General features: G+C 69.3%; 19 protein-coding genes. 10 read left to right on the top strand and 9 right to left on the bottom strand.

The features are described 5' to 3' along the window. Window position 1: 1 nt before the first annotated feature. Window positions 2–1,978, bottom strand: a complete 1,977-nt coding sequence (gene uvrC / locus ACFWQC_RS22805; protein ID WP_378683289.1) for an excinuclease ABC subunit UvrC — start codon at window positions 1,976–1,978, stop codon at window positions 2–4. A gap of 61 nt (window positions 1,979–2,039) precedes the next feature. Then, a complete protein-coding gene (locus tag ACFWQC_RS22810) occupies window positions 2,040–5,966 on the bottom strand; it encodes a GH92 family glycosyl hydrolase (RefSeq protein ID WP_378683292.1) in 3,927 nt (1,308 codons plus the stop codon). A 232-nt stretch (window positions 5,967–6,198) separates the two neighbouring features. Here ACFWQC_RS22810 and ACFWQC_RS22815 point away from each other — a divergent pair, with 232 nt between their 5' ends. Together ACFWQC_RS22815 and ACFWQC_RS22820 are read left to right on the top strand one after the other, a co-directional pair. Then, complete coding sequence (locus ACFWQC_RS22815) at window positions 6,199–7,233, top strand: LacI family DNA-binding transcriptional regulator (protein WP_378683295.1); 1,035 nt, start codon at window positions 6,199–6,201, stop codon at window positions 7,231–7,233. Between the two features lie 60 nt (window positions 7,234–7,293). Continuing rightward, the gene (locus tag ACFWQC_RS22820; RefSeq protein ID WP_378683298.1) at window positions 7,294–8,577 is read left to right on the top strand and encodes a pyridine nucleotide-disulfide oxidoreductase; all 1,284 of its coding nucleotides are present in this window, start codon (window positions 7,294–7,296) and stop codon (window positions 8,575–8,577) included. A 131-nt stretch (window positions 8,578–8,708) separates the two neighbouring features. Here ACFWQC_RS22820 and ACFWQC_RS22825 read toward each other — a convergent pair whose 3' ends face one another. Both ACFWQC_RS22825 and uvrA read right to left on the bottom strand, forming a co-directional pair. Further along, entirely contained in the window at window positions 8,709–9,131 is a 423-nt protein-coding gene (locus ACFWQC_RS22825; RefSeq protein ID WP_378683301.1) for a Rieske (2Fe-2S) protein, read from the bottom strand. Window positions 9,132–9,206: 75 nt separating this feature from the next. Beyond that, a complete protein-coding gene (uvrA, locus tag ACFWQC_RS22830; RefSeq protein ID WP_378683304.1) occupies window positions 9,207–12,188 on the bottom strand; it encodes an excinuclease ABC subunit UvrA in 2,982 nt (993 codons plus the stop codon). A gap of 150 nt (window positions 12,189–12,338) precedes the next feature. On the opposite strand from uvrA, the gene ACFWQC_RS22835 reads away from it, so the two are divergent. Next, window positions 12,339–13,022, top strand: a complete 684-nt coding sequence (locus ACFWQC_RS22835) for an MBL fold metallo-hydrolase (RefSeq protein WP_378683307.1) — start codon at window positions 12,339–12,341, stop codon at window positions 13,020–13,022. Here the strand turns inward: ACFWQC_RS22835 and ACFWQC_RS22840 are convergent, their stop codons facing one another. Further along, window positions 13,023–13,499 carry a hypothetical protein gene (locus ACFWQC_RS22840; protein WP_378683310.1) on the bottom strand — a complete coding sequence of 159 codons (477 nt, stop codon included), beginning with the start codon at window positions 13,497–13,499 and terminating at the stop codon, window positions 13,023–13,025. A gap of 54 nt (window positions 13,500–13,553) precedes the next feature. Between ACFWQC_RS22840 and ACFWQC_RS22845 the strand changes: the two genes are divergently transcribed. Beyond that, window positions 13,554–13,796 (top strand): hypothetical protein, encoded by a 243-nt coding sequence (locus tag ACFWQC_RS22845; protein ID WP_378683313.1) that lies wholly within the window; start codon window positions 13,554–13,556, stop codon window positions 13,794–13,796. 544 nt (window positions 13,797–14,340) lie between these two features. Beyond that, entirely contained in the window at window positions 14,341–14,661 is a 321-nt protein-coding gene (locus tag ACFWQC_RS22850) for a helix-turn-helix transcriptional regulator (protein WP_350714745.1), read from the top strand. 12 nt (window positions 14,662–14,673) lie between these two features. Here ACFWQC_RS22850 and ACFWQC_RS22855 read toward each other — a convergent pair whose 3' ends face one another. Both ACFWQC_RS22855 and ACFWQC_RS22860 read right to left on the bottom strand, forming a co-directional pair. Beyond that, window positions 14,674–15,279 (bottom strand): ClpP family protease, encoded by a 606-nt coding sequence (locus ACFWQC_RS22855; RefSeq protein WP_378683316.1) that lies wholly within the window; start codon window positions 15,277–15,279, stop codon window positions 14,674–14,676. Then, a complete protein-coding gene (locus ACFWQC_RS22860) occupies window positions 15,276–15,908 on the bottom strand; it encodes a ClpP family protease (protein ID WP_378683319.1) in 633 nt (210 codons plus the stop codon). Before ACFWQC_RS22860 ends, ACFWQC_RS22855 begins: the two co-directional genes overlap by 4 nt. Window positions 15,909–16,022: 114 nt before the next feature. Between ACFWQC_RS22860 and ACFWQC_RS22865 the strand changes: the two genes are divergently transcribed. Beyond that, the gene (locus ACFWQC_RS22865; protein WP_378683322.1) at window positions 16,023–16,973 is read left to right on the top strand and encodes a D-2-hydroxyacid dehydrogenase family protein; all 951 of its coding nucleotides are present in this window, start codon (window positions 16,023–16,025) and stop codon (window positions 16,971–16,973) included. Further along, window positions 16,966–17,676: a transporter substrate-binding domain-containing protein gene (locus tag ACFWQC_RS22870; RefSeq protein ID WP_378683325.1), complete on the top strand. Its 711-nt coding sequence runs from the start codon at window positions 16,966–16,968 to the stop codon at window positions 17,674–17,676. The genes ACFWQC_RS22865 and ACFWQC_RS22870 overlap by 8 nt, the downstream gene beginning before the upstream one ends. Here ACFWQC_RS22870 and ACFWQC_RS22875 read toward each other — a convergent pair whose 3' ends face one another. Continuing rightward, on the bottom strand, window positions 17,677–18,450 hold the full coding sequence (locus ACFWQC_RS22875) for a GNAT family N-acetyltransferase (protein ID WP_378683328.1): 774 nt from the start codon (window positions 18,448–18,450) through the stop codon (window positions 17,677–17,679). Between the two features lie 69 nt (window positions 18,451–18,519). Between ACFWQC_RS22875 and ACFWQC_RS22880 the strand changes: the two genes are divergently transcribed. From ACFWQC_RS22880 to map, 3 genes are read left to right on the top strand one after another with little or no spacing between them, the layout of a single operon-like run. Next, window positions 18,520–19,008, top strand: a complete 489-nt coding sequence (locus ACFWQC_RS22880) for a YciI family protein (RefSeq protein ID WP_378683331.1) — start codon at window positions 18,520–18,522, stop codon at window positions 19,006–19,008. Continuing rightward, window positions 19,005–20,285 (top strand): RNA polymerase sigma factor, encoded by a 1,281-nt coding sequence (locus ACFWQC_RS22885; protein WP_378683334.1) that lies wholly within the window; start codon window positions 19,005–19,007, stop codon window positions 20,283–20,285. The genes ACFWQC_RS22880 and ACFWQC_RS22885 overlap by 4 nt, the downstream gene beginning before the upstream one ends. A 48-nt stretch (window positions 20,286–20,333) precedes the next feature. Beyond that, the gene (gene map / locus ACFWQC_RS22890; protein WP_378683337.1) at window positions 20,334–21,101 is read left to right on the top strand and encodes a type I methionyl aminopeptidase; all 768 of its coding nucleotides are present in this window, start codon (window positions 20,334–20,336) and stop codon (window positions 21,099–21,101) included. A gap of 276 nt (window positions 21,102–21,377) precedes the next feature. Here the strand turns inward: map and ACFWQC_RS22895 are convergent, their stop codons facing one another. Beyond that, a complete protein-coding gene (locus tag ACFWQC_RS22895; RefSeq protein WP_378683340.1) occupies window positions 21,378–21,662 on the bottom strand; it encodes a DUF3263 domain-containing protein in 285 nt (94 codons plus the stop codon). Between the last annotated feature and the right edge of the window lie 183 nt (window positions 21,663–21,845).

The following is a 21,845-nucleotide window of genomic DNA, read 5'->3' on the forward strand; positions in this document are numbered from 1 at the left end:
CCTACTCCTCGATGATCTCGCCGGTGGTGACGTTGATGGCGCTAACCTTGCCATTCTTCGCCGTCTGCTCCACAGCGGTCTTGATCGCTGTCGCAGTGGCGGGGCCGATGCCGGGCACCTGGGCGATCTCCTCGGCGGTCGCCGCTCGCAGCTTCTTGAGCGAGCCGAAGTGCTTCATCAGCGTCTTGCGGCGCACCTCGCCGAGCCCGGGTACATCGTCGAGCAGGCTCTCCACCATCGACTTGCTGCGCCGCCCGCGGTGGTGGGTGATCGCGAACCGGTGCGCCTCGTCGCGGACCCGCTGCAGCAGGTAGAGCCCCTCGGAGCTGCGCGGCAGGATCACCGGGTCCTCCTCGTCCGGGACCCAGACCTCCTCCAGCCGCTTGGCCAGGCCGACGACCGGGATGTCATTGATGCCGAGCTCGGTCAGGGCGCGTTGCGCGGCCGCCACTTGGGGCGCGCCACCGTCGACGACGACCAGGCCGGGGGCGTAGGCGAACTTGCGCGGCCGGCCGGTCTCGGGGTCGACCAGCATCGGCCCGCTGGCCCCTTCCACCTCGGTCGAGACGATCGACGTCGACTGCTCGTCCAGGAGCCGCTTGAACCGCCGGGTGATCACCTCGTGCATGGCCTTGACGTCATCGGAGCCGTCCTGGCCCTTGATGATGAACCGGCGGTACTCGGACTTGCGGGCGAGGCCGTCCTCGAAGACCACCATGCTCGCCACGATCTCGGTGCCCTGCAGGTGGGAGATGTCATAGCACTCGATCCGGAGCGGCACCTCGTCGAGCTCGAGCGCCTCCTGGATCTCCTCGAGCGCCCGGTTGCGGATGGTCAGATCGCTGGCGCGCTTGGTCTTGTGGAGCGCGAGCGCCTGCTTGGCGTTGTTGGCGACCGTCTCCTGGAGCGTCTTCTTGTCGCCGCGCTGCGGCACCCGGATCCTGACCTTCGCCTTCCGTACGTCCGAGAGCAGCTCCTCGAAGGTCTCGTGGTCGGGCGGCAGCGCCGGGACGAGGATCTCGCGCGGGATCGCCTCAGGATCCTCGCCGGCGTAGAGCTGGAGCAGGAAGTGCTCGACCAGGCCGGCCGTCTCGGCATCGTCCATCCGGTCCGCGACCCAGCCGCGCTGTCCCTTGATGCGGCCGCCGCGTACGTAGAAGATCTGCACGCCGACTTCTAGGGGGTCCTCCGCCAGGGCGATCACGTCGGCGTCGGCACCGTCGCCCAGCACCACCGCCTGCTTCTCCAGGGCCCGCTGCATCGCGGCGAGGTCGTCGCGCAGCCGCGCGGCCTTCTCGAAGTCGAGGGCCTCGGACGCGGCGTACATCTCCTTCTCGATCCGCTTGGTGAACGTCGTGGTGTGGCCGGCCATGAAGTCGCAGAAGTCGTCGACGATCTCGCGGTGCTCCTCGGCGGAGATGTTGCCGACGCAGGGGGCGGTGCACTTGTCGATGTAGCCGAGCAGGCAGGGGCGGCCGATCTGCTGCGAGCGCTTGAAGACGCCGTTGCTGCACGAGCGCATCGGGAAGACCCGCAGCAGGATGTCGACGGTCTCGCGGATCGCCCAGGCGTGGCCGTAGGGGCCGAAGTATCTGGTGCCCTTGCGCTTCGCGCCGCGGCCGACCATCACCCGCGGGAACTCCTCGCCGACGGTGACCGCGAGCCACGGGTAGGACTTGTCGTCGCGGTACTTGACGTTGAACCGCGGGTCGAACTCCTTGATCCAGGTGTATTCGAGCTGGAGCGCCTCGATGTCGTTGTTGACCGTCGTCCACTCAACGCTGGCCGCGGTGGTGACCATCGTGGCCGTGCGCGGGTGGAGGCTGGGGATCGGCTGGAAGTAGTTCGCGAGCCGTTGACGCAGGTTGATCGCCTTGCCGACATAGATCACCCGCCCCTTGGGATCGCGGAACCGGTAGACCCCCGGCTGGGTGGGAATGCTCCCAGCTTTCGGGCGATAGCTCTGCGGATCGGGCACGTCCGCCAGCCTATCGGCGAGGACCGACAGGCTGGCGGTACGCAGGGGTTGCCCGGGTCGGCTAGCCGAGCAGCTCCACCTCTGAGAGCGTGAACTGCTGCGCGGCCGGCCCGGTGAACTCGATCCGGATCCGGTTGAACCTCGACTTCGACTCGAGCTTGAACGGACGGGTGGCCTGCTGCCAGGCGAACTCCTCGCCCGAGCGCCGGTCGAGGACCTTCCAGTCGGTGCCGTCGTTGGACCCCTTGACCACCCAGCCGCTCGGCGAGCCACCGTCGGCTCCGTTGGTGAGGGTGTAGAAGGACACCGGCACCTTGCTTCCGGAGAACCGGTACTCCACCCAGCCGTCGCCGGCCACGGTCGTCTGCGTCCCGGAGTCGTTGTCGACGAGCGTCTCGCCGTCGTCGCCGCTGGCGGAGACCGTGCCCTTGCCCGGGCCAGACCTGTCTGCGATCGGCGTGGCCGGCTCCGAGCCGGTGGTCAGCGACGGCGGGACGGCGCTGGGCGAGGTGCCCCAGCGCGACGGCTTCGAGCCCATGGCGAACTCGATCGTGCCGCCGTCGGCGAGCACCTTGTGAGAGACGTACGTCTTGTCCCAGGTCTTGCCGTCGATCTTGACGCCCTGGACGTAGATGTTCTCGTTGCTGTTCTTCGGCGCCTTGATCACCAGGTCCTTGCCGCCCTCGAGGTGGAGCGTGGCCTTGGTGAACTGCGGAGAGCCGAGCACGAGGTTCTCGCTGCCCATCTGGAGCGGGTAGAGGCCGAGGGCGGCGAAGAGGTACCACGCCGAGGTCTCGCCGTTGTCCTCGTCACCGGCGTAGCCCTGCCCGATCTCGGAGCCGGTGTACATCCGGCGCAGCGTCTCGCGGACGACCTCCTGCGTCTTCCAGGGCTGGCCGGTGTAGCTGTACATCCACGGGATGTGGTGGCTGACCTGGTTGGAGAAGCCCCACTGCCCCATGCGTACGTCCCGGGCCTCACGGATCTCGTGGATGATGCCGCCGTAGGAGCCCGGGTACTCCCCCGTCTCCGGCGTGGAGAAGAAGGTGTCCAGCTTCTTCGCGAGCCCGCCGCGACCGCCGTAGAGGTTGGCCAGGCCCTGGCCGTCCTGCGGGGTGTGGAACGCGAAGTTCCACCCGTTGGTCTCGGTGTAGTCGTGGTCGCTGCCCCAGATCAGAGGGTTGTAGTCGGCCGGCGACTTCTTGAAGGTGCCGTCGGCGTTGCGGCCCTGGAAGAAGCCCACCTTGGTGTCGAAGGTGTTGACGTAGTTGCGGGCCCGGCCGAGGAAGTACTCCGACTCCTCCTTCAGCCGTTTCCTCTCGGCGCGGGAGATCCCGTCGCGCTTGGCGAGCTTCGCGGCCATGTTCCCGATGCCGTAGTCGTTGATGTAGCCCTCGAGCCCCCAGGAGACGCCCTCGCTCACGGCCGCGGGCGTGTAGCCGAGGAACACCGAGTTCTGCATGCCCTTGCGGCCCACGTTGGAGTTGGTCGCGGAGCCCGGGGGCCGGACGGTGGCGTTCTTCACCGCGGCCGCATAGGCGGCCTCGGCGTCGATCCCCTCCACGCCCTTGACGTACGCATCGGCGAAGGAGACGTCCGAGCTGGTGCCGGTCATCAGGTTGGCGTAGCCCGGCGAGGACCAGCGCGAGATCCAGCCGTTGTCCTTGTACTGCTGCACGAAGCCGTTGACCATCTCGGCCGCCTGGCTCGGCTCCAGGAGCGAGTAGGCCGCCCAGGTGGTGCGGTAGGTGTCCCAGAAGCCGTTGTTCACATAGACCTTGCCGTCCACGATGTCGGCCCCGGTGTGGGTGGGCGTGGTGCCCGGCGGGTTGGTGTCACCGGATGTCGACTGGACGGCATGCTTCCAGACCGGCTCGTCGGCGGTGCCGGTGTTCTCGTGACCCGAGTTGGGGTAGAGGAAGAGCCGGGCGAGGTTGGAGTAGACGGTCGTCTTCTGGTCCTTGGTCGCGCCCTGGATGTCGAGGACGTCGAGCTTGTCCTGCCACAGCGCCTTGGCGTCGTCCTTGACCGTCTCGAAGTCGTCGTCGGCGATCTCGAGCTCGAGGTTCTTCCGAGCCTGGTCGACGCCGATCAGGCTCGTGGCGATGCGCATCGTCACCGTCCTGTCCGCGCCGGCGTCGAACTCGAGATGACCCTGTACGTTCGGGCGCTCGCCGGTGGCGTACTTGCCGCCGCCGGTGACGGGCTGGTCGAAGGTCGCGTAGACGTACATCCGGGTGGCGCCGTTCGACAGCCCGCTGCGGGTGTCGGTGAAGCCCTGCAGCGTCCCGGCGGCCGGGTCGAGGCTCAGCCCGCCGTCGTTGTTGACGTTGTCGAAGATCAGGCTCGCATCGTCGCCGGGATAGGTGAACCGGAACATCGCCGCGTGGTCGGTCGGTGCGATCTCGGCTCGCTGACCGTTGTCGAAGTCGACCTTGTAGTAGTAGGGCCGCGCGGTCTCGTTGGCATGCTCGAAGGTGAGCCTGCGCGCGCTGCGGCCCGGGTCAGGGGTGCCCTCGGCGGCCGACGGCATCACCTGGAAGGTCTGCCGGTCGCCCATCCACGGGCTGGTCTCGTGGCTCAGCGTCAGCGCCTGCAGGCTCGTCCGGTTCTGGGCGTCGTTGTCCTGGTGGTAGCGGTAGAACCACGACAGCGAGCCGGCGTTGGTCATCGGCGCCCAGAAGTTGAAGCCGTGCGGGACCGCGGTCGCGGGGATGTTGTTGCCTCGCGAGAAGCTGCCGCTGGACTGGGTGCCACGGGTGGTGACGGCGTAGTCGACGCGGCTGGTCCCCTCCGGCGCCTCCGGGGACGCGGTGATCTCGATGTCGTCGTACCAGCCACGGAACTTCGTCGGGCCGCTCGGGGCGTCGACGGCGACCAGGATCCGGTCGATCGTCCTGCCCGCCGCGACCTCGCCGATGACGGAGGTCTTCTTGTTCCACTGGTTGGTGTAGAGCGACTTCGACTCACCCTGGCCCTCCGGCGACAGTACGTAGCCCTGCGCGTCGAGCGCGCCCAGCTCCGAGAGCAGGGTGCCGTCGGTGAAGGCCATGTCGACGGCCGTGTAGGTGCTCGGGTAGCTCAGGTCGCCCTCGATGAACTCCGGGAAGACCAGGTAGGACAGCTCGGTCTCCTTGCCGACCGGGATGTCGACGTCGAAGACGCGGTTGTAGGAGTGGCCCTTGTCGGCGGTGATCTTGCCGGCGTACTCGAAGGCGTGCACTCCGGTGAAGCCGACCTTCGACTTCGCGGCGTACGCCGTGGCGGGGCCGTCGTCGGGGTGGCTCGTCATGTTCTTCAGCGGCGGCGGGGGCTCGGAGCCGTCGGAGAGCTGCCACTCGGCGAGCTGGATGATGCCGCCGCCCTGGTTGGCGGAGATGTCGATGCGGTAGTGGGAGTACGCCTGCGGGGAGGCGATCTCGAACTCTCGGGTCTGGAAGCGCTCGTCCCAGGACTGGCCGGTGCGCGAGTCGAGGGTCGTCCAGGCCTGGCCGTCGGTGGAGCCCTGGACCACCCAGTTCTTCGGGTCACGCTCGGCGGCGTCGTTGGCCGAGGTCAGGGCGTACCTGACGACGCTGACGGGCTGGTCGAGCTCGATCTGCACCCAGCCGGTGGTCGCGAAGGTGAGCCATTTGGTGTTGATGTCGCCGTCGACGAGCTCGGCGGCGCCCTCACCCGAGCCGCTGTTCTCGCCGCTGGCGGTGACGCCGGTGATGTGCTCGGAGATGTCGCCGGGGATGCCGAAGGGGTCGGGTCCGGTGACGCCCGCGGTGCGGGGGTTGCCGTCGTCGTCGGTGTCGACGAGGTCGGCCCAGCTGGGCTGCGGGTCTTCCTCCTCGAAGGAGGTCGCCCAGTCACCGCCCTCGGCGGACTGCTGGGGGTCGGCCGTGTCGCTCTTCGGGGCGGTCGGTTCGGGTGCCTCGGGGGTGGCGAGCGCGGGTGCGGTGCCGCTCATCGCGACCATCAGCGCCGCCGTCGCGGCGATCATCGCGGCCAGGCGGGCCCGGCCTCTCTTTCTGCGTGGTACGTCCCAACGATGCATCGGTGTGATCTCCTTCACATGGGGGCCACCCCAGATGGAACCGTGAGATGACAACGTTGTCAACGGCGTTTGGGAAGGCTTTACGCGAGCGCCTCCGGGATTCCGCGCAACTTGTGCCGACACACGGGAAGAATCGAGACATCGTTGTCGCGCTCGGATCGACGTCTACGCTGAGCACGTGGCATCACCCTCGTCCGAGCAGACCCGTCAGCAGCGCCGCCCGACCATGAAGGACGTCGCGGCGTCGGCCGGAGTGAGCCTGAAGACCGTCTCGCGGGTGGTCAACGGCGAGTCGAACGTCAACGACGACCTACGCGCGGCCGTGCTCGAGGCGATCGCCGCGCTCGGATTCCGGCGCAACGCCAGCGCTCGTGAGCTCCGGCAGGGACGGTCGGGCACCGTCGGGCTGCTGCTCGAGGACGTCGCCGACCCGTTCTACTCGATCCTGTCCCGCGCGGTCGAGGAGATTGCGCGCGATCACGGGACGATGGTCTTCGCCGGATCCTCGGCCGAGGACGCCGACCGGGAGCGCGAGCTCGCTCTCGCCTTCTGCGAGCGGCGCGTCGACGGGCTGATCGTCGTACCGGCCGGCACCAGCCACTCCTACCTCCTCCCCGAGATGCGGGCCGGCATCCCGGTCGTGTTCGTCGACCGCCCGCCCGGGGACATCGAGGCCGACATGATCCTCACCGACAACCGCGGTGGCAGCCGGCGCGGCGTGGAGCATCTGCTCTCCCACGGACATCGCCGCATCGGCTTCATCGGCGACGCGCCGGAGATCTACACCGCCGGCGAGCGCCTGCGCGGCTATCGCGACGCGCTCGAGACCGCAGGAATCCCCTTCTCCGACGATCTCGTCACGCAGGCACCCCCATCACCCGTGTCGACAGCCGACGCACTGGACCGGCTGCTCGACGGACCGTCACCGGCGACGGCACTGCTGTGCGGCAACAGCCGCACCACCGTCAGCGTGCTCCGCGAGCTCGCCCGGCGATCGACGCGACTGGCCCTGGTCGGGTTCGACGACGTCGAGCTCGGCGATCTCCTCCAGCCGGGACTCACCGTCGTCGCCCAGGATCCCGGAGCCATGGGCGCGGCCGCCGCGCGGCTCCTCTTCCAGCGAATCGCCGGCGACACCGCGGGGCCGCCCCAGACGGTCACCATCGGCGCCAGGCTGATTCCCCGGGGCTCCGGAGAGCTCCCGGTTCCCTGAGTCTGGGGAAATCTGCTGCGCAGGCCTGGGTTTTAAAGTCTAGTGGCCTAGTATGGTTACGTGCCTTGTCGTGACCGCTACGGATACGCGCTGACCACCAGTGACGAAGCTGCCCTGGCCTACTCCCAGGGGCTGCTCGACGTGCTTCGTCTACGGGACGGCGCCCTCGCCTCCTTCGCGGCCTCGATCGTCCTCGACCCGACGTTCGCGCTCGGGCACGCCGCGCTGGCACTGCTCGGCCACGAGATGTGCGCGCCGGTCGACGTCGGCGCTCGGCTGAAGCAGGCTCGGCTGCACGCCCGTCGGGGGACCGAGCGCGAGCGCAGCCACGTCCATGCGGTCGAGGCTCACATCGGCGGCAACCCGCGGCCGCTGATCGACCACCTGGCAGCCTTCCCTCGAGACGCGCTGTTGCTCTCGACCGCGGTGCCGACCATCGCCTTCGCCGGGGCCACCGAGGTGCCTGAGGAGGCGTGGGCGATCGTCGAACGCGCCCGGCCCGCCTACGGTGACGACTGGTGGTTCGCCGGCCTGCTCGCATTCGTACGCCAGGAGCAGCGCCGCTTCGACGACGCGATGTCGCTCTCCTGTGCCTCGCTGGCGGTGGAGCCCGGCGCCGGCCACTCCGCTCACGCCCGCGCACACGCCCACTACGAGACCGGCGATCACGAGGCCGGTCTCACCTGGATGTCCTCGTGGGTGCTCGGCGACGGCGCCCAGATCGACTCACTGTCCCACTTCTCCTGGCACGCCGCGCTGCACGAGCTCTCGCTGGGCGACCTGGAAGCCGTACGCCGCCGCTACGAGACCCAGCTCCAGCCCGGCCACGCGCTGGGCTGCCGGGCGCTGGTCGACTCCGGCTCGTTGCTCTTCCGGTGGGCGCTCACACCGGGTGCTCACGACGTGCCTGACATTGCCGAGGTCGTACGCGTCACCGGCCGCGAGACCATGATCCGCCCCGCCACCCCGTTCCTGGCGATGCACACCGCGGTCACCCACCTCGCCACCGGAGACGCCGGTGCGCTCGACGAGCTGAGGTCGTGGGCCGCCGGACACGTACATCCGACCATGGCCACGGTCGTCTCCCCGCTCGCCGAGGCGCTGGGGATGATGGCCCGCGGCGAGAATACGGCTGCGGCCGACCGGCTCGCCGCGCTAGCGCCGTCGATCCGCCGTCTCGGCGGCTCCGACGCGCAGCGCGAGATCATCGAGGAGGCCCGTATCGCCGCCCTGCTCCGCGCCGACCGCTGGGACGAGGCCCGGGTGCTGCTCGACGCTCGTCTCGACCGACGTCGCTCCCCGCGCGACGAGCTGTGGCGGGCACAGGCCCTCGCACGCGCCTAGCCATTCCTGCCGAAACGTCACTTACGCAGGTCGAGTGGGCAGCGGCGTGACGTGTCAGCCTGCAGAGCTGACGCCTCGATCTGTGCGCGTGACGCCTCGGCCTGCGGGGGCGACGTCTCGACGAGGTTGGCTCAGCTGGGAACGATCTCGCCGTCGGTGACCTCGAAGGCGACCTCCTCCAGGGCACTCGTCGCCGGGCCCTGCGTCACCGACCCGTCCTCGATCGAGAACCGGCTGCCGTGACACGGGCAGTCGATGGTGCCACCAGCGACCTTCGTGACCGCGCAGCTGCGATGGGTGCAGACTGCGGAGAAGACCTTGAACGTGCCCTCGGTCGGCTGAGTGGCCACCAGGTTGCGGTCGGCGACGATCACTCCCCCGCCGACCGGGACCTCGCTGGTCGCGACCAGCGGGCCGCTGCCACCTGACCCGCCGTCACCCGAGGAGCCGGTGTCGCCGTCACCGCTGCCGCATGCTGCCAGGAGAGGGACGCCGACCGCGGTCACCGCGGTGCCTGTGACGACCTTCCGCCGGGTGATTCGAGATTCACTCATGCCGCCCAGAATAGGCGCGTCGGCAGCGGACGTCCCTCGCCGAGCGCAAACCGTCGGGCAAATCTCGATCCCGGGTCAGGACGCGCTGACCTTCTTCCGCGTCGCCGGCTTCTTCTTGGCCGCCGTCTTCTTGGCCGCCGTCTTCTTGGCCGCCGCCTTGGTCGGCTCCGCCTTCGCCTTCACCGGCTTGTCCGGCGGCTGCTCGGCGGCCTTGCCGTCGAGCAGCGGGGCGAGGAAGCCGCCGGTGTGGCTGCCAGGGGTCTCGGCGACGGTCTCGGGAGTGCCCTCGGCGATCACCGTGCCGCCACGGTTGCCGCCCTCCGGACCCATGTCGATGATCCAGTCGGCGGTCTTGATCACGTCGAGGTTGTGCTCGATCACCAGCACCGTGTTGCCCTTGTCGACCAGCGAGGAGAGCACGCCGATGAGCTTGCGGATGTCCTCGAAGTGGAGGCCGGTCGTCGGCTCGTCGAGGACGTAGAGCGTCTTGCCGGTCGAGCGCTTCTGCAGCTCGGCGGAGAGCTTGACCCGCTGCGCCTCACCGCCCGACAGGGTGGTCGCCGGCTGCCCCAGGCGCACGTATCCCAAGCCGACCTCGACCAGGGTCTTCATGTGCCGCGCGATCGCGGGCACCGCGGCGAAGAACTCCACCGCTTCCTCGATCGGCATGTCGAGCACCTCGGCGATCGACTTGCCCTTGTAGTGCACCTCCAGCGTCTCGCGGTTGTAGCGCGCGCCGTGGCAGACCTCGCACGGGACGTACACATCGGGGAGGAAGTTCATCTCGATCTTGATCGTGCCGTCACCCGAGCAGGCCTCGCAGCGGCCGCCCTTGACGTTGAACGAGAACCGGCCCTGCAGGTAGCCCCGCATCTTGGCCTCCGGGGTGGAGGCGAAGAGCTTACGGATGTGGTCGAAGACCCCGGTGTAGGTGGCCGGGTTGGACCGCGGCGTACGCCCGATCGGGGACTGGTCGACGTGGATCACCTTGTCGACGTTGTCCAGGCCGGAGATCTTGGTGTGCCGACCCGGAACGGTGCGGGCGCGGTAGAACTCCTTGGCCAGGGCGGTGTAGAGGATGTCGTTGACGAGCGTCGACTTGCCCGAGCCGGAGACGCCGGTGACCGCGAGGAAGAGCCCCAGCGGGAAGGTGACGTCGATGTCCTTGAGGTTGTTCTCCTTGGCACCGTGGACGGTCAGCTCGCGCCCGGCGGTGCGGGGGCGCCGTACGGCCGGGACCGCGATCTCGCGTCGACCCGCCAGATACTGACCGGTCACGGAATGCTCGTTGGCGAGCAGGTCCTCGACCGTGCCTGAGTGGATCACCTGACCGCCGTGCTCGCCGGCCCCGGGGCCGATGTCGACGACCCAGTCGGCGACCTTGATGGTGTCCTCGTCGTGCTCGACGACGATCAGGGTGTTGCCGAGCCGCTTGAGTCGCTCGAGGGTCTCGATCAGCCGGTGGTTGTCGCGCTGGTGCAGGCCGATGGAGGGCTCGTCCAGCACGTAGAGGACGCCGACGAGACCGGACCCGATCTGGGTCGCCAGCCGGATCCGCTGGGCCTCACCGCCGGAGAGCGACCCCGAGGGTCGCTCCAGGGAGAGGTAGTCGAGGCCGACGTCGAGGAGGAAGCGCAGCCGCGCCTGGATCTCCTTGAGGACCTGCTCGGCGATCTGCCGCTCCCGGCCGCTGAGCTCGACCTGGTCGAGCCAGTCCGCGGCCTCGTTGATCGGTAGCGCGCACAGCTCGGCGATGTTGAGACCGCCCTCACTCCGCTCCCCCAGCGTCACCGAGGTCGAGACGGGCTTGAGCCGGGTGCCCTTGCAGGTCGGGCACGGCACCTGGCGCATGTAGCCCTCGAAGCGCTCGCGGGTGGTGTCGGACTCGGCCTCCTTGTGGCGCCGCTCCACCCAGCGGCGTACGCCCTCGAACTCGGCGTCATAGGAACGGCGACGGCCGTAGCGGTTGACCGAGACGACGTGCACCTTGCGTCCGTGACCGTCGAGGATCGCCTTCTGCCCGGCGGCCGGGATGCCGTCCCAGGGGGTGTCCAGGTCGAAGCCGAGCTCACCACCGAGGGCCTCCAGGAGGCGCAGGAAGTATTCGGCGACGTGGGCCTGGGACCAGGGCTGCAGCGCGCCTTCGGCGAGGGTGGCTGCCGGGTTGGGGACGACCAGCTCGGGGTCGACCTCCATCCGGGTGCCGAGGCCTGTGCAGGCCGGGCATGCACCGAAGGGCGAGTTGAAGGAGAACGAGCGCGGCTCGAGCTCGTCGGTGTCGAGCAGGTGGTCGTTGGGGCACGACATCCGCTCGGAGAACTTCATCTGCTCGCCAGTGTCGACGAAGTCGAAGACGACCAGGCCGCCGGCCAGCTCCAGCGCGGTCTCGACCGAGTCGGTCAGCCGCCGCTTGGAGGACTCCTTGACCGCGAGCCGGTCGATGACCACCTCGATGGTGTGCTTCTTCTGCTTCTCGAGCTTCGGCGGCGCGTCGAGCTGGTGGGTCTCGCCGTCGACCCGCACCCGGGAGTAGCCCTGCTGCTGCAGCTGGCTGAAGAGCTCGACGTACTCCCCCTTGCGCGCCCGGATCACCGGGCTCAGCACCTGGAAGCGGCGCCCCTCCTCCAGCGTGAGCACGTGGTCGACGATCTGCTGCGGCGTCTGCCGCTCGATCGGCGCACCACAGGTCGGGCAGTGCGGACGGCCCGCGCGCGCGTAGAGCAGACGCAGGTAGTCGTAGACCTCGGTGATGGTGCCGACCGTCGAGCGGGGGTTCTTCGAGGTCGACTTCTGGTCGATCGAGACCGCCGGGGAGAGCCCCTCGATGAAGTCGACGTCGGGCTTGTCCATCTGACCGAGGAACTGTCGAGCGTAGGCCGACAGCGACTCGACGTAGCGACGCTGGCCCTCGGCAAAGATGGTGTCGAACGCGAGGCTCGACTTCCCACTTCCGGACAGGCCGGTGAACACGATCATCGAGTCCCGAGGCAGGTCGAGGGAGACATCCTTCAGGTTGTGCTCCCGGGCTCCCCGGATGATCAGCTGCTGCTCCGCCACGTTCTTTCCTCGTCCAGTGCTTATCGCATCGCGCTACTGCGTCGAACAGATGTTCGCATCATACGACGCCGGGAAGACTCCCAGACGGCACCCTCTCACGGAGCACCGACATTTTACTTCTGGTCGTGTCCGACGTGCTTGCATAGACGCATGAGCGATGCCACTACCACTTATACAGGCGCGGTGAAATCGGGCGGCCCGGCCGACGTACGCGAGCTCGGCCGACTGACCATCACGAAGGTCGCCGTCGACGCCCAGATGTCCAACAACTGCTACCTGCTGCGCTGCCGGACGACCGGCGAGCAGCTTCTCATCGACGCCGCTGCCGAGCCGGAGACCCTGCTCCCCCTCATCGGCAAGGAGCTGGCCACCGTCGTCACCACCCACCAGCACTGGGACCACCACCGAGCCCTGGCCGACGTCACCGCTGCGACCGGCGCCGCCACGCTCGCCGGAGAGCCCGATGCCGCCGCGATCACGGAGGCCACCGACGTACCGATCTCTCGCGCGCTCGCCCACCAGGACACCGTCACCGTCGGCGACTGCACCCTCGAGGTCATCGCGCTGCGCGGGCACACGCCCGGATCGGTCGCCCTCGTCTACCGCGACCCCGAGGGCACGCCTCATCTGTGGACCGGCGACAGCCTCTTCCCGGGCGGCGTCGGAAACACGCAACAGGATCCCGTACGTTTCACCCAGCTGCTCGACGATGTCGAGGAGCGCATCTTCGCCACCCTCCCCGACGAGACCTGGTTCTACCCGGGCCACGGCGACGACTCCACGCTGGGCGCCGAGCGTCCGCACCTCGCCGAATGGCGCGAGCGAGGATGGTGACTACGGCTCCGTAGTCGGGGTCACGGTCTCCGTCGGCGTCGGATCAGTGGTCGGATCAGCCGACTCGGTCGGCTCGGCGGTCGGCTCCGGTTCCGTCGTGAGCGTGGGCCTGGAGGTGGGCGTCGAGCCACCGGTCTCGGCGGGCTCGTCCGGGTCACGCGACGCCCTCGGCCGGGTCGGGTCGCCGGCCGTGGAGGGGTCCGTCTCCCCGGGTCCGTACGTCGGGCCGTCGCGATCGACCCCCACGCCATGCGGACGCGACGAATAGCCGGCAGAGGGCTCCTTCGACGGCTTCGAGCCGGGCGGCGGCAACGGATCGACATCGGGATAGGTGTTCCCGACGTCCTCGAAACCCGTGACCGGGTCACGATCGGGTCGCTCGGCCTCCGCCAGGCCGGCGAGTAGAACGACCACCCCGAGACCGGTCACGACCGTGCCGGTCAGGATGCCTGCCACGGCGACCTGCTTGCTCTGCAACTCGACTCCCTGTGCCCGCCCCGCGCCTGGTGTGGCGCACAGCGTAGGGCAGCGATGCCTCGAGCGTTATCCACCCCGGGGCATCGCGGCACCTCACCCGGGAGCCCGGGTCAGTCGGTCGGGCTCTCGCTCGGCGACTCGCTGGGCTCGCTCGGCGACTCGGTCGGCTCGCTCGGCGACTCGCTGGGCTCGCTCGGCGACTCGCTGGGGTCGCTGGGGCTTTCGCTCGGTGACTCGCTGGGCTCGCCCGGCGACTCGGTCGGCCTGCCCGTCGGCCTCGAGTCCGACGGAACCTGAGTGGGTCGCGCCGGGACCGGGGACATCGACCCATCGGCCGACTCCTCGACCGACCGCGGGCTCGCCGGGACCGATTCAGCAACCTCAGGAACCTCGCCCTCCGGGCCCATCTGACTGGGCGGGCCAGCCTGCGACGGCGTCGAGGACGACTTCTCCAGCGGCGCCACCGGCGAGACCGGTGAGATCAGGCTGACGCCGGACTCGTCCGTGGCGTAATTGTGTCCTGGCTCTTCCGCTCCGGCGTTGCCGACGATCAGGCCACCAATCCCGATGCTCGTCATGGCCAGCCCCGTTGCCATTCCAGCCAAGGCGATCTGCTTGCGATGCAACACGATTCCCCCGTGATACCAATGACTCGACAAGTTCTCTGGTCGTGCACAGTAGACCTACAAAGGTCGAAACTGTGCGACCACTATCGGAGTGTCGAGCCTCCTTGGCAAGTCCTTGTCATCTATCGTTCGACCGATATAACCCCTGGTAGGACCTCTGTTCGCCCGGCGCGAACGCCGCGTTCCGCCGTCCTGGGCAGCGCTAGTGTGTTGGCATGGGCGAAGTGATCAGGTTTCCCGGCCATCCGTTGCCGGACCACGACAAGCCGGCACCGCTGTGGCGTGAGGCCGCCGGCCAGGTGATCCGCGAGGAGCGGTCCCGCCAGGAGCGCACGCTTGCCGACGTCGCCGGCGACGCCGGTGTCTCGACGCAGTATCTCTCCGAGATCGAGCGCGGCCGCAAGGAGCCGAGCTCCGAGGTGCTCGAGGCGGTCGGGGGCGCGCTGGGCCTCGGCCTGGTCGACCTCACCGAGCGGGTCACCCGCACGCTGCGCGCGGGCGCCCGCCCGTCCGGCCCCATGGCTCTCGCCGCCTGACCCGGCCGGAGGTCACACCGAAGCGAGCTTGCGGCTCTCCAGCACCGCGTCCGCCAGTCCGTACGCCACCGCCTCCTCGGCCCCGAGGACGAGGTCGCGTTCCGTGTCGAGGTGGATCTGGTCGGTGCCGTGGCCGGTGTGACGCGCCAGCAGCGTGTCCATCTCGGCTCGCACCCGGCCGATCTCCTTCGCCGCGACCTGCAGGTCGGTGACATCGCCCCGCTGACCGTCCTGGCCCGGCTGCTGCAGCACGACCCGCGCGTGCGGGAGGACCGTACGCCGCCCCGGCTCCCCCGCTGCCAGCAGCACCGCCGCGGAGCCCGCCGCCTGACCCACGCAGGTGGTCGCCACCGGAGAACGCAGGAACTGCATCGTGTCGTAGATGCCCAGCATCGCGGTCGGGTCGCCGCCGGGAGAGTTGAGATAGAGCTCGATCTGCGTGTCGGGCGCGTCCGACTCCAGGTGGATCAGCTGCGCGATGACCACGTTGGCGACGCCATCGTCGATCGGCGTACCGAGATAGACGATGCGGTCCGAGAGCAGGCGGCTGTAGACATCGAGCGCCCGCTCGCCACGTGGGGTCTTCTCGATGACCGAGGGAATCGTGTAGGAGCTCATCGGGCACTCCCCGCCGAGGTGAGACCGAACGCGGCGCTGCGCTGCTGCACCGGCGTCACCGACTGCACGTCGTTGAGCACCTCGTCCACGAACCCGTACTCGCGCGCCTCCTCGGCGGTGAACCACCGGTCGCGCAGCGAGTCCTGGTCGATCTGCTCCACGCTCTGACCGGTGTGGGCGGCGGTGATCCGGAGCATCTGCTCGGTCATCCGTGCCAGCCGCGCGGCCTGCACCTCGATGTCGGCCGCGGAGCCGCCGATCCCCGCGGATCCCTTGTGCAACAGCACCTCGGTGTGCGGCAGGACGTAGCGCTTGCCCGGCGTGCCGGCGGTGAGCAGGAACTGCCCCATGCTCGCCGCCATCCCCATCCCCAGCGTGGAGACGTCGTTGGGGATCAGGTGCATCACGTCGTAGATCGCCATCCCGGCCGTCACCGAGCCGCCGGGTGAGTTGATGTAGAGGGAGATATCGCGGTGTGGGTCCTCGGCGCTCAGCAGGAGCAGCTGCGCGCAGATGCGGTTGGCGATCGCGTCGTCCACCTCCTGGCCGAGCACGATGATCCTCTGGTTCTGCAGTCGCGCCGTGAGCTGCTCGTCGAGCGGCCCGGCCGTGATGGGTGTCTGGGTCATGTCTTCGACTCTGAAGGACTCCCCCGCCACGTACCAGCGAATCTGCCGTAGGCAGATCTGCCCACAGCAGCAGAACACCAGCCACCCGATAGGCGGTGTCGATAGGTTGGGGCCGTGCGCTGCGTGATTCTCGACGACTATCAGGACGTGGCGAGGACGTACGCCGCATGGGACTCTCTCGATGGGGTCGAGGTGATCTCGCTGACCGAGCACTTCGGGCCGGACGCCCTGGTCCGGGCGCTCGAGGGTGCTGAGATCGTCGTCGCGATGCGGGAGCGTACGCCGTTCCCGGCCGCCGTCCTGGAACGGCTGACAGACCTGAAGCTGCTGGTCACGACCGGGATGCGCAACGCCTCGATCGATCTCGCCGCGGCGGCCCGGCTGGGGATCAACGTGTGTGGCACCCCGTCGAGCCCGCATCCGCCGGTCGAGCTGACCTGGGCGCTGATCCACGCGCTGACCCGCCACGTCGTGACCGAGGCGACCGGTCACGGCTGGCAGCGGACCGTCGGGAGCGACCTGCACGGCCGGACGCTCGGCGTGCTCGGGCTCGGCAAGATCGGTGCCCGGGTCGCGGCCGTCGGCCAGGCGTTCGGGATGGACGTGGTCGCCTGGAGCCCCCACCTCACCGCCGAGCGCGCCGAGCCGCTCGGGGTGCGCGCGGTCGACAAGGCGACCCTGTTCGAGACCAGCGACATCGTCTCCCTCCATCTCGTCCTGTCGGAGACCACGCGACACACCGTCGGACACGCCGACCTGGCCTCGATGAAGCCGACCGCCCACCTGGTGAACACCTCGCGCGCCGGGCTGGTCGACACCGAGGCGCTCATCGCCCACCTCGGCTCCGGCACGATCGCCGGAGCGGGCCTGGACGTCTTCGACGTCGAGCCGCTGCCCGCCGACGACGTGCTGCGCCATCTCCCGAACGTCGTCGCGACGCCGCACCTCGGCTACGTCACCGAGGACAACTACCGCCGCTTCTACGGTGGCGCCGTCGAGGACATCGCCGCCTGGCTTGCCGGTGACCCGCTCCGCACCCTCCTGCCGAAGGACCCTGATGCCTGACCCGATCCAGCTCGCCGCCGATCTGGCACCGACCGGAACCCTGCGCGCCTCGATCAACCTCGGCAACCCGGTCCTCGCCCAGGGCACGCCCGAGGCGCCGAGGGGGGTCACCGTGGACATCGCCCGGGAGCTGGCGCGCCGGCTCGGCGTACCGGTCGCCTTCCAGTGCTTCGACGCCGCCCGCAAGTCCTTCGAGGCGCTGCTGACCGGGGCCGCCGACGTCGCCTTCCTCGCGGTCGAGCCCGCCCGGGCCGCCGAGGTCGAGTTCACCGCGCCGTACGTCCTCATCGAGGGCGTCTACGCCGTCGCGGCCGACTCCCCGATCCGGACCGCGGACGACATCGACCGCCCGGGCGTTCGGGTCGGAGTGAAGGAGGGCTCGGCCTACGACCTCTTCCTGACCCGCACTCTGGAGAACGCCGAGGTCGTCCGCGGCGCCGACGGGATCGACGCCTTCCGCGAGCAGGGTCTCGACGTCGCCGCCGGGATCCGGCAGCCCCTCACCCGGCACGTCGCCGCCGACCCCGGTCTGCGGCTGGTCGAGCCGCGGTTCATGCAGATCCGCCAGGCCGTGGCGGTCGCGCGAGATCACTCGCCTGCCACCGTGAGCTTCCTGCACGAGCTGGTCGAGGACCTGAAGGCGAGCGGCCGGATCGCCGAGTCGCTGGCCAGCTCGGGGCAGGACGCGTCGGTCGCTCCCTGATCAGCGAGGGCTGCGCCGGACGTACGGCGTGGTCGTGCCGACCTTTACCAGCCCCGAGCGCTCCAGGATCGGCCGGGAGAACTCGGTGGAGTCGCTGTGGATGTAGCGCCTGCCCCGGGCGATGGCGGTCCGTGCTCGAGCGGCGGTGAGGGCGCGGTAGATGCCGCGGCCGCGCCACTTCTCCAGCGTCGCTCCGCCCCAGATGCCGGCGAACTCCGTTCCCGGCACCATGTCGATACGGCCGGCACTGACGATCTCGCCGTCCGCCTCTGCGACCCACATCTCGCTCTCCCCCGCCGCGATCCCACCCAGCTGGCTCTCAACTCGAGCCTCCGAGGCCGGAGAGCCGAAGACGCTGTCCTGCACGATGCTGGCGGCGCGTACGTCCTCCTCGCTGGTGATGGCACGCAGGCCGACCTCGTCGGGCAGCGGCACGTCGACGGCCAGCAGCCGGGCCTCGCCGATCATGATCGACTCCGGCTCCTCGTCCACGAAGCCGTGCCGCAGCAGTGTCTCGTGGAGCCCCGGGGCGTGGTCGTGGCCGCGGGTCTTCCATTCGACCTCCTCGATCGCCGGGTCTGCGTCGAAGTGCGCCACCGCCGCGGCGACCAGCTCCTCGATCCCGGCCGCGTCTGCCCCGTCGAGATCCTGGTAGGAGATGAATCCGCGCCCACCACCGAAGGTCGCCAGGCGCAGCGGTCCGTGCCGGGTCACCGACACCGCCCCGGAGGTCTCGGCATCGGTTCGCAGCTGTTCGTCATAGGCCTTCAGCACGGCGAGAAACCTACGCCGAAGTCGTACGCCGAAGCATGTAGTTATCGGGCCGCCGGCTCCGTTCCCCTCGTGAATGGCGCTTACAAGGAGCGCCCGAAGTGGAAGGGTGAGGACATGCCTCGCTACCTGATGATCCTCGACTACCAAGCTGGCAACGACGAGACTCCCGGCGGCATGGCCGGGTGGAAGCCGGAGGAGGTGCAGGGTCACATGAGCTACTACGAAGCGCTCAACAAGGCCCTCACCGAGTCCGGCGAGTTGGTGCACGTCGAGGCCCTGACGCCGCCCGACCAGGCGTTCGTGGTGACCTCCGACGGCACCGACGAGACCGTCACCGACGGGCCGTTCCAGGAGTTCAAGGAGTGGGTCGCCGGCTACATGATCATCGACGCCGAGACCCGGGAGCGCGCCCTCGAGATCGCCGGGCTCTACTCCGCGGCACCCGGCCCAGGCGGCCGGCCGATCGAGCAGCCGATCCAGGTGCGCCGGATGTACCACGGCACCGACGGCTCTTCGGTCGACGACACGATCGCCTTCGGCGAGGCGAGCATCGAGTGACCGAGGCGTTGCCGGGTGACCTCTTGCGCGACCTCACTCCGCAGGTCGTCGCCGTGGTCACCCGGCGCTGCGGGGACTTCGACGCCGCGGAGGACGCCGTCCAGGAGGCGCTCGTCGAGGCCGTACGCACCTGGCCGGAGCGCGGGGTCCCGCAGAACGCTCGCGGCTGGCTGATCGCCACCGCGATGCACCGCCTCATCGACGCCAAGCGCAGCGAGTCGCGCCGCCGCGACCGCGAGCAGGCTGACCATATCGCCGAGCCCGAGGGGCAGGACGCCTCTGGAGCGGACCCGACCGCTTCGGGCTCCGCTTCAGCAGATGACTCCCTCGACGTACTCCTGCTCTGCTGTCATCCCAGCCTGACTCCGGCCTCGGCGGTGGCGCTGACCCTGCGCGCGGTCGGCGGGCTCTCCACGCGGGAGATCGCTAGCGCCTACCTCGTCCCGGAGAAGACGATGGCGCAGCGGATCTCCCGGGCGAAGGCCACGATCAAGGGGCGCTCGCTCGGGATCGACGGCGCCGCCGACCTCGCCGCGCGGATCCCGGCGATGATGAAGGTGCTCTACCTGCTCTTCAACGAGGGGTACGTCGCGACCGAGGGCGACCAGCTGCAGCGGGTCGACCTGTGCGCCGAGGCGATCCGGTTGACCCGCCTCGCCCGCTCCGCGCTTGCCAGGATGACGGGGAGCGCGCACGGCGAGCTCGGCGGTCTGCTCGCACTGATGCTGCTGCTCGATGCTCGCCGCCCCGCCCGGATCGACGCGCACGGCGCCGTGGTGCCGCTGGCCGACCAGGACCGGAGCCTGTGGCGTCACGAGGCCACCCGGGAGGGGGTCGCGCTGGTCGACGCCGTCATCGGCACCGGCCGGCCGGGGACCTACCAGATCCAGGCCGCGATCGCCGCGCTCCACAATCGCGCGCCCACCGCGGAGGCGACCGACTGGTTGCAGATCACCGCGCTCTACGGGTTGCTGGAGAAGGTCGCGCCCGGGCCGATCGTGACGCTCAACAAGGCCGTCGCGGTCGGGTACGCCGACGGCCCGGGTCCCGCGCTCGCGCTGCTCGACGAGCTCCTGCGCGACTGTGCTCAGAACGGCGCCGGTGGCTTCGCCGACCATCCACGCGTGCCCGCGGTGCGCGCTCATCTGCTGGAGCTCGCCGGCGACCTGGACGGTGCTGCCGCTGCGTACGATCTCGCCTCGGTGCGGGCCACCAACCTCGCCGAGCGCCGTTTCCTGACTTCGAAGGCGGCCGCGCTGCGCGATGCTCGCTGCTGAGGCACCGCTGAGTTCTACTGAGAACCGTTCTCAGGCTACGCTGGGCCTGTGATCGAACTGCGCACCCCGACCCAGATCGAGCAGATGAAGCCCGCCGGCCGATTCGTGGCCGATGTCCTGACCGCACTCCGCGAGCACGCTGCCGTGGGTGTCAACCTGCTCGAGCTCGACGAGCTGGCGCACAAGATGATCAAGGACCGCGGCGCGGAGTCCTGCTACATCGACTACCACCCGAGCTTCGGCGCGATGCCGTTCGGGAAGGTGCTCTGCACCTCGGTCAACGACGGCGTGCTGCACGGCCTGCCCTTCGACTACAAGCTGCAGGACGGCGACCTGCTCAGCGTCGACTTCGCGGCCAGCGTCGACGGCTGGGTCTCCGACTCGGCCCTCTCCGTCGTCGTCGGTACGCCCCGCCAGGAGGACCTCGACCTGATCGAGACCACCACCCAGGCACTCGCCGCCGGCATCGACGCCGCGCGCGCCGGCAACAAGGTCGGCGACATCTCTCACGCGATCGCCGGCGTCGCCCGCGCGAAGGGCCTCAAGATCAACACCCAGTTCGGCGGCCACGGCGTCGGCCGCACCATGCACGGCGACCCGCACATCGCCAACGACGGTCGGCCCGGCCGCGGCTTCAAGCTGCAGCCCGGTCTCGTCATCGCGATCGAGCCGTGGTTCCTGCACACCACCGACGAGATCTTCACCGACCCCGACGGCTGGACCCTGCGCAGCGCCGACGGCTCCCGTGGCGCTCACATGGAGCACACCGTCGCGATCACCGAGGACGGCCCGCTCATCCTCACCGCTCGCGACTGACCAACCCCTGCCGAGGCGTCAGGTACGTCGGCCGAAGCGTCACTACCGTCGGCCGACTGGGCAGCGGCTGACGTCTCGGCCTGCGCGGCTGACGTCTCGGCGCAGGGCGGCTGACGTCTCGGCGCAGGGCGGCAAAACAGAAGTCAGCCGCTGGCGTCTCGGGTCACCAGCGGCTGACAAGAAGAACGTTAGCCGACAGAGTCGAACGCGTGCAAGCACCTGCAATGCAGAAGACTGCAAATGATCCGACCGGGCTACTCGGACCACCCGAGAGGACTATGAGCGCGGGTTCTTCGAGCGCTGCGTACGCCGCGCGTCGCGCTGCCGCCGCAGCCGGCGCACCAGGACGCCGTCGTAAGCGAGCGCCTCGGGCCTGTCGATCACATCGTTGACGGCTCGGTGGTATTCGGCCGCGCTCATCCCGAGCTGCTCTCGGACCGCGTCGTCGCGGCCGGTGCCGGCCGACCACCACGAGCGCTCGAAGTCCAGCAGTCGCTTCTCGTTCTCGGAAAGACCCGGCTGCCCGTCGGCAGACCCGGGGCTGTGGGGCGCCTCGGTCATGCGTACATCATCCCAGGCGTGAAGGGCGCCCTCGAAACCGCCACGCGCCACCGTCTCGAACTACCCGGGATAGCCCATCTGGGCCATCTTCATAAAAGTGCAGATCAACTCTTTGAAGCTCGCCGGACCATCCGCTAATCTCTTCCATGTCAGCCGCTGGTGACCCGAGACGCCAGCGGCTGA

Source organism: Nocardioides sp. NPDC058538, assembly GCF_042719275.1.
Lineage (GTDB): Bacteria > Actinomycetota > Actinomycetes > Propionibacteriales > Nocardioidaceae > Nocardioides.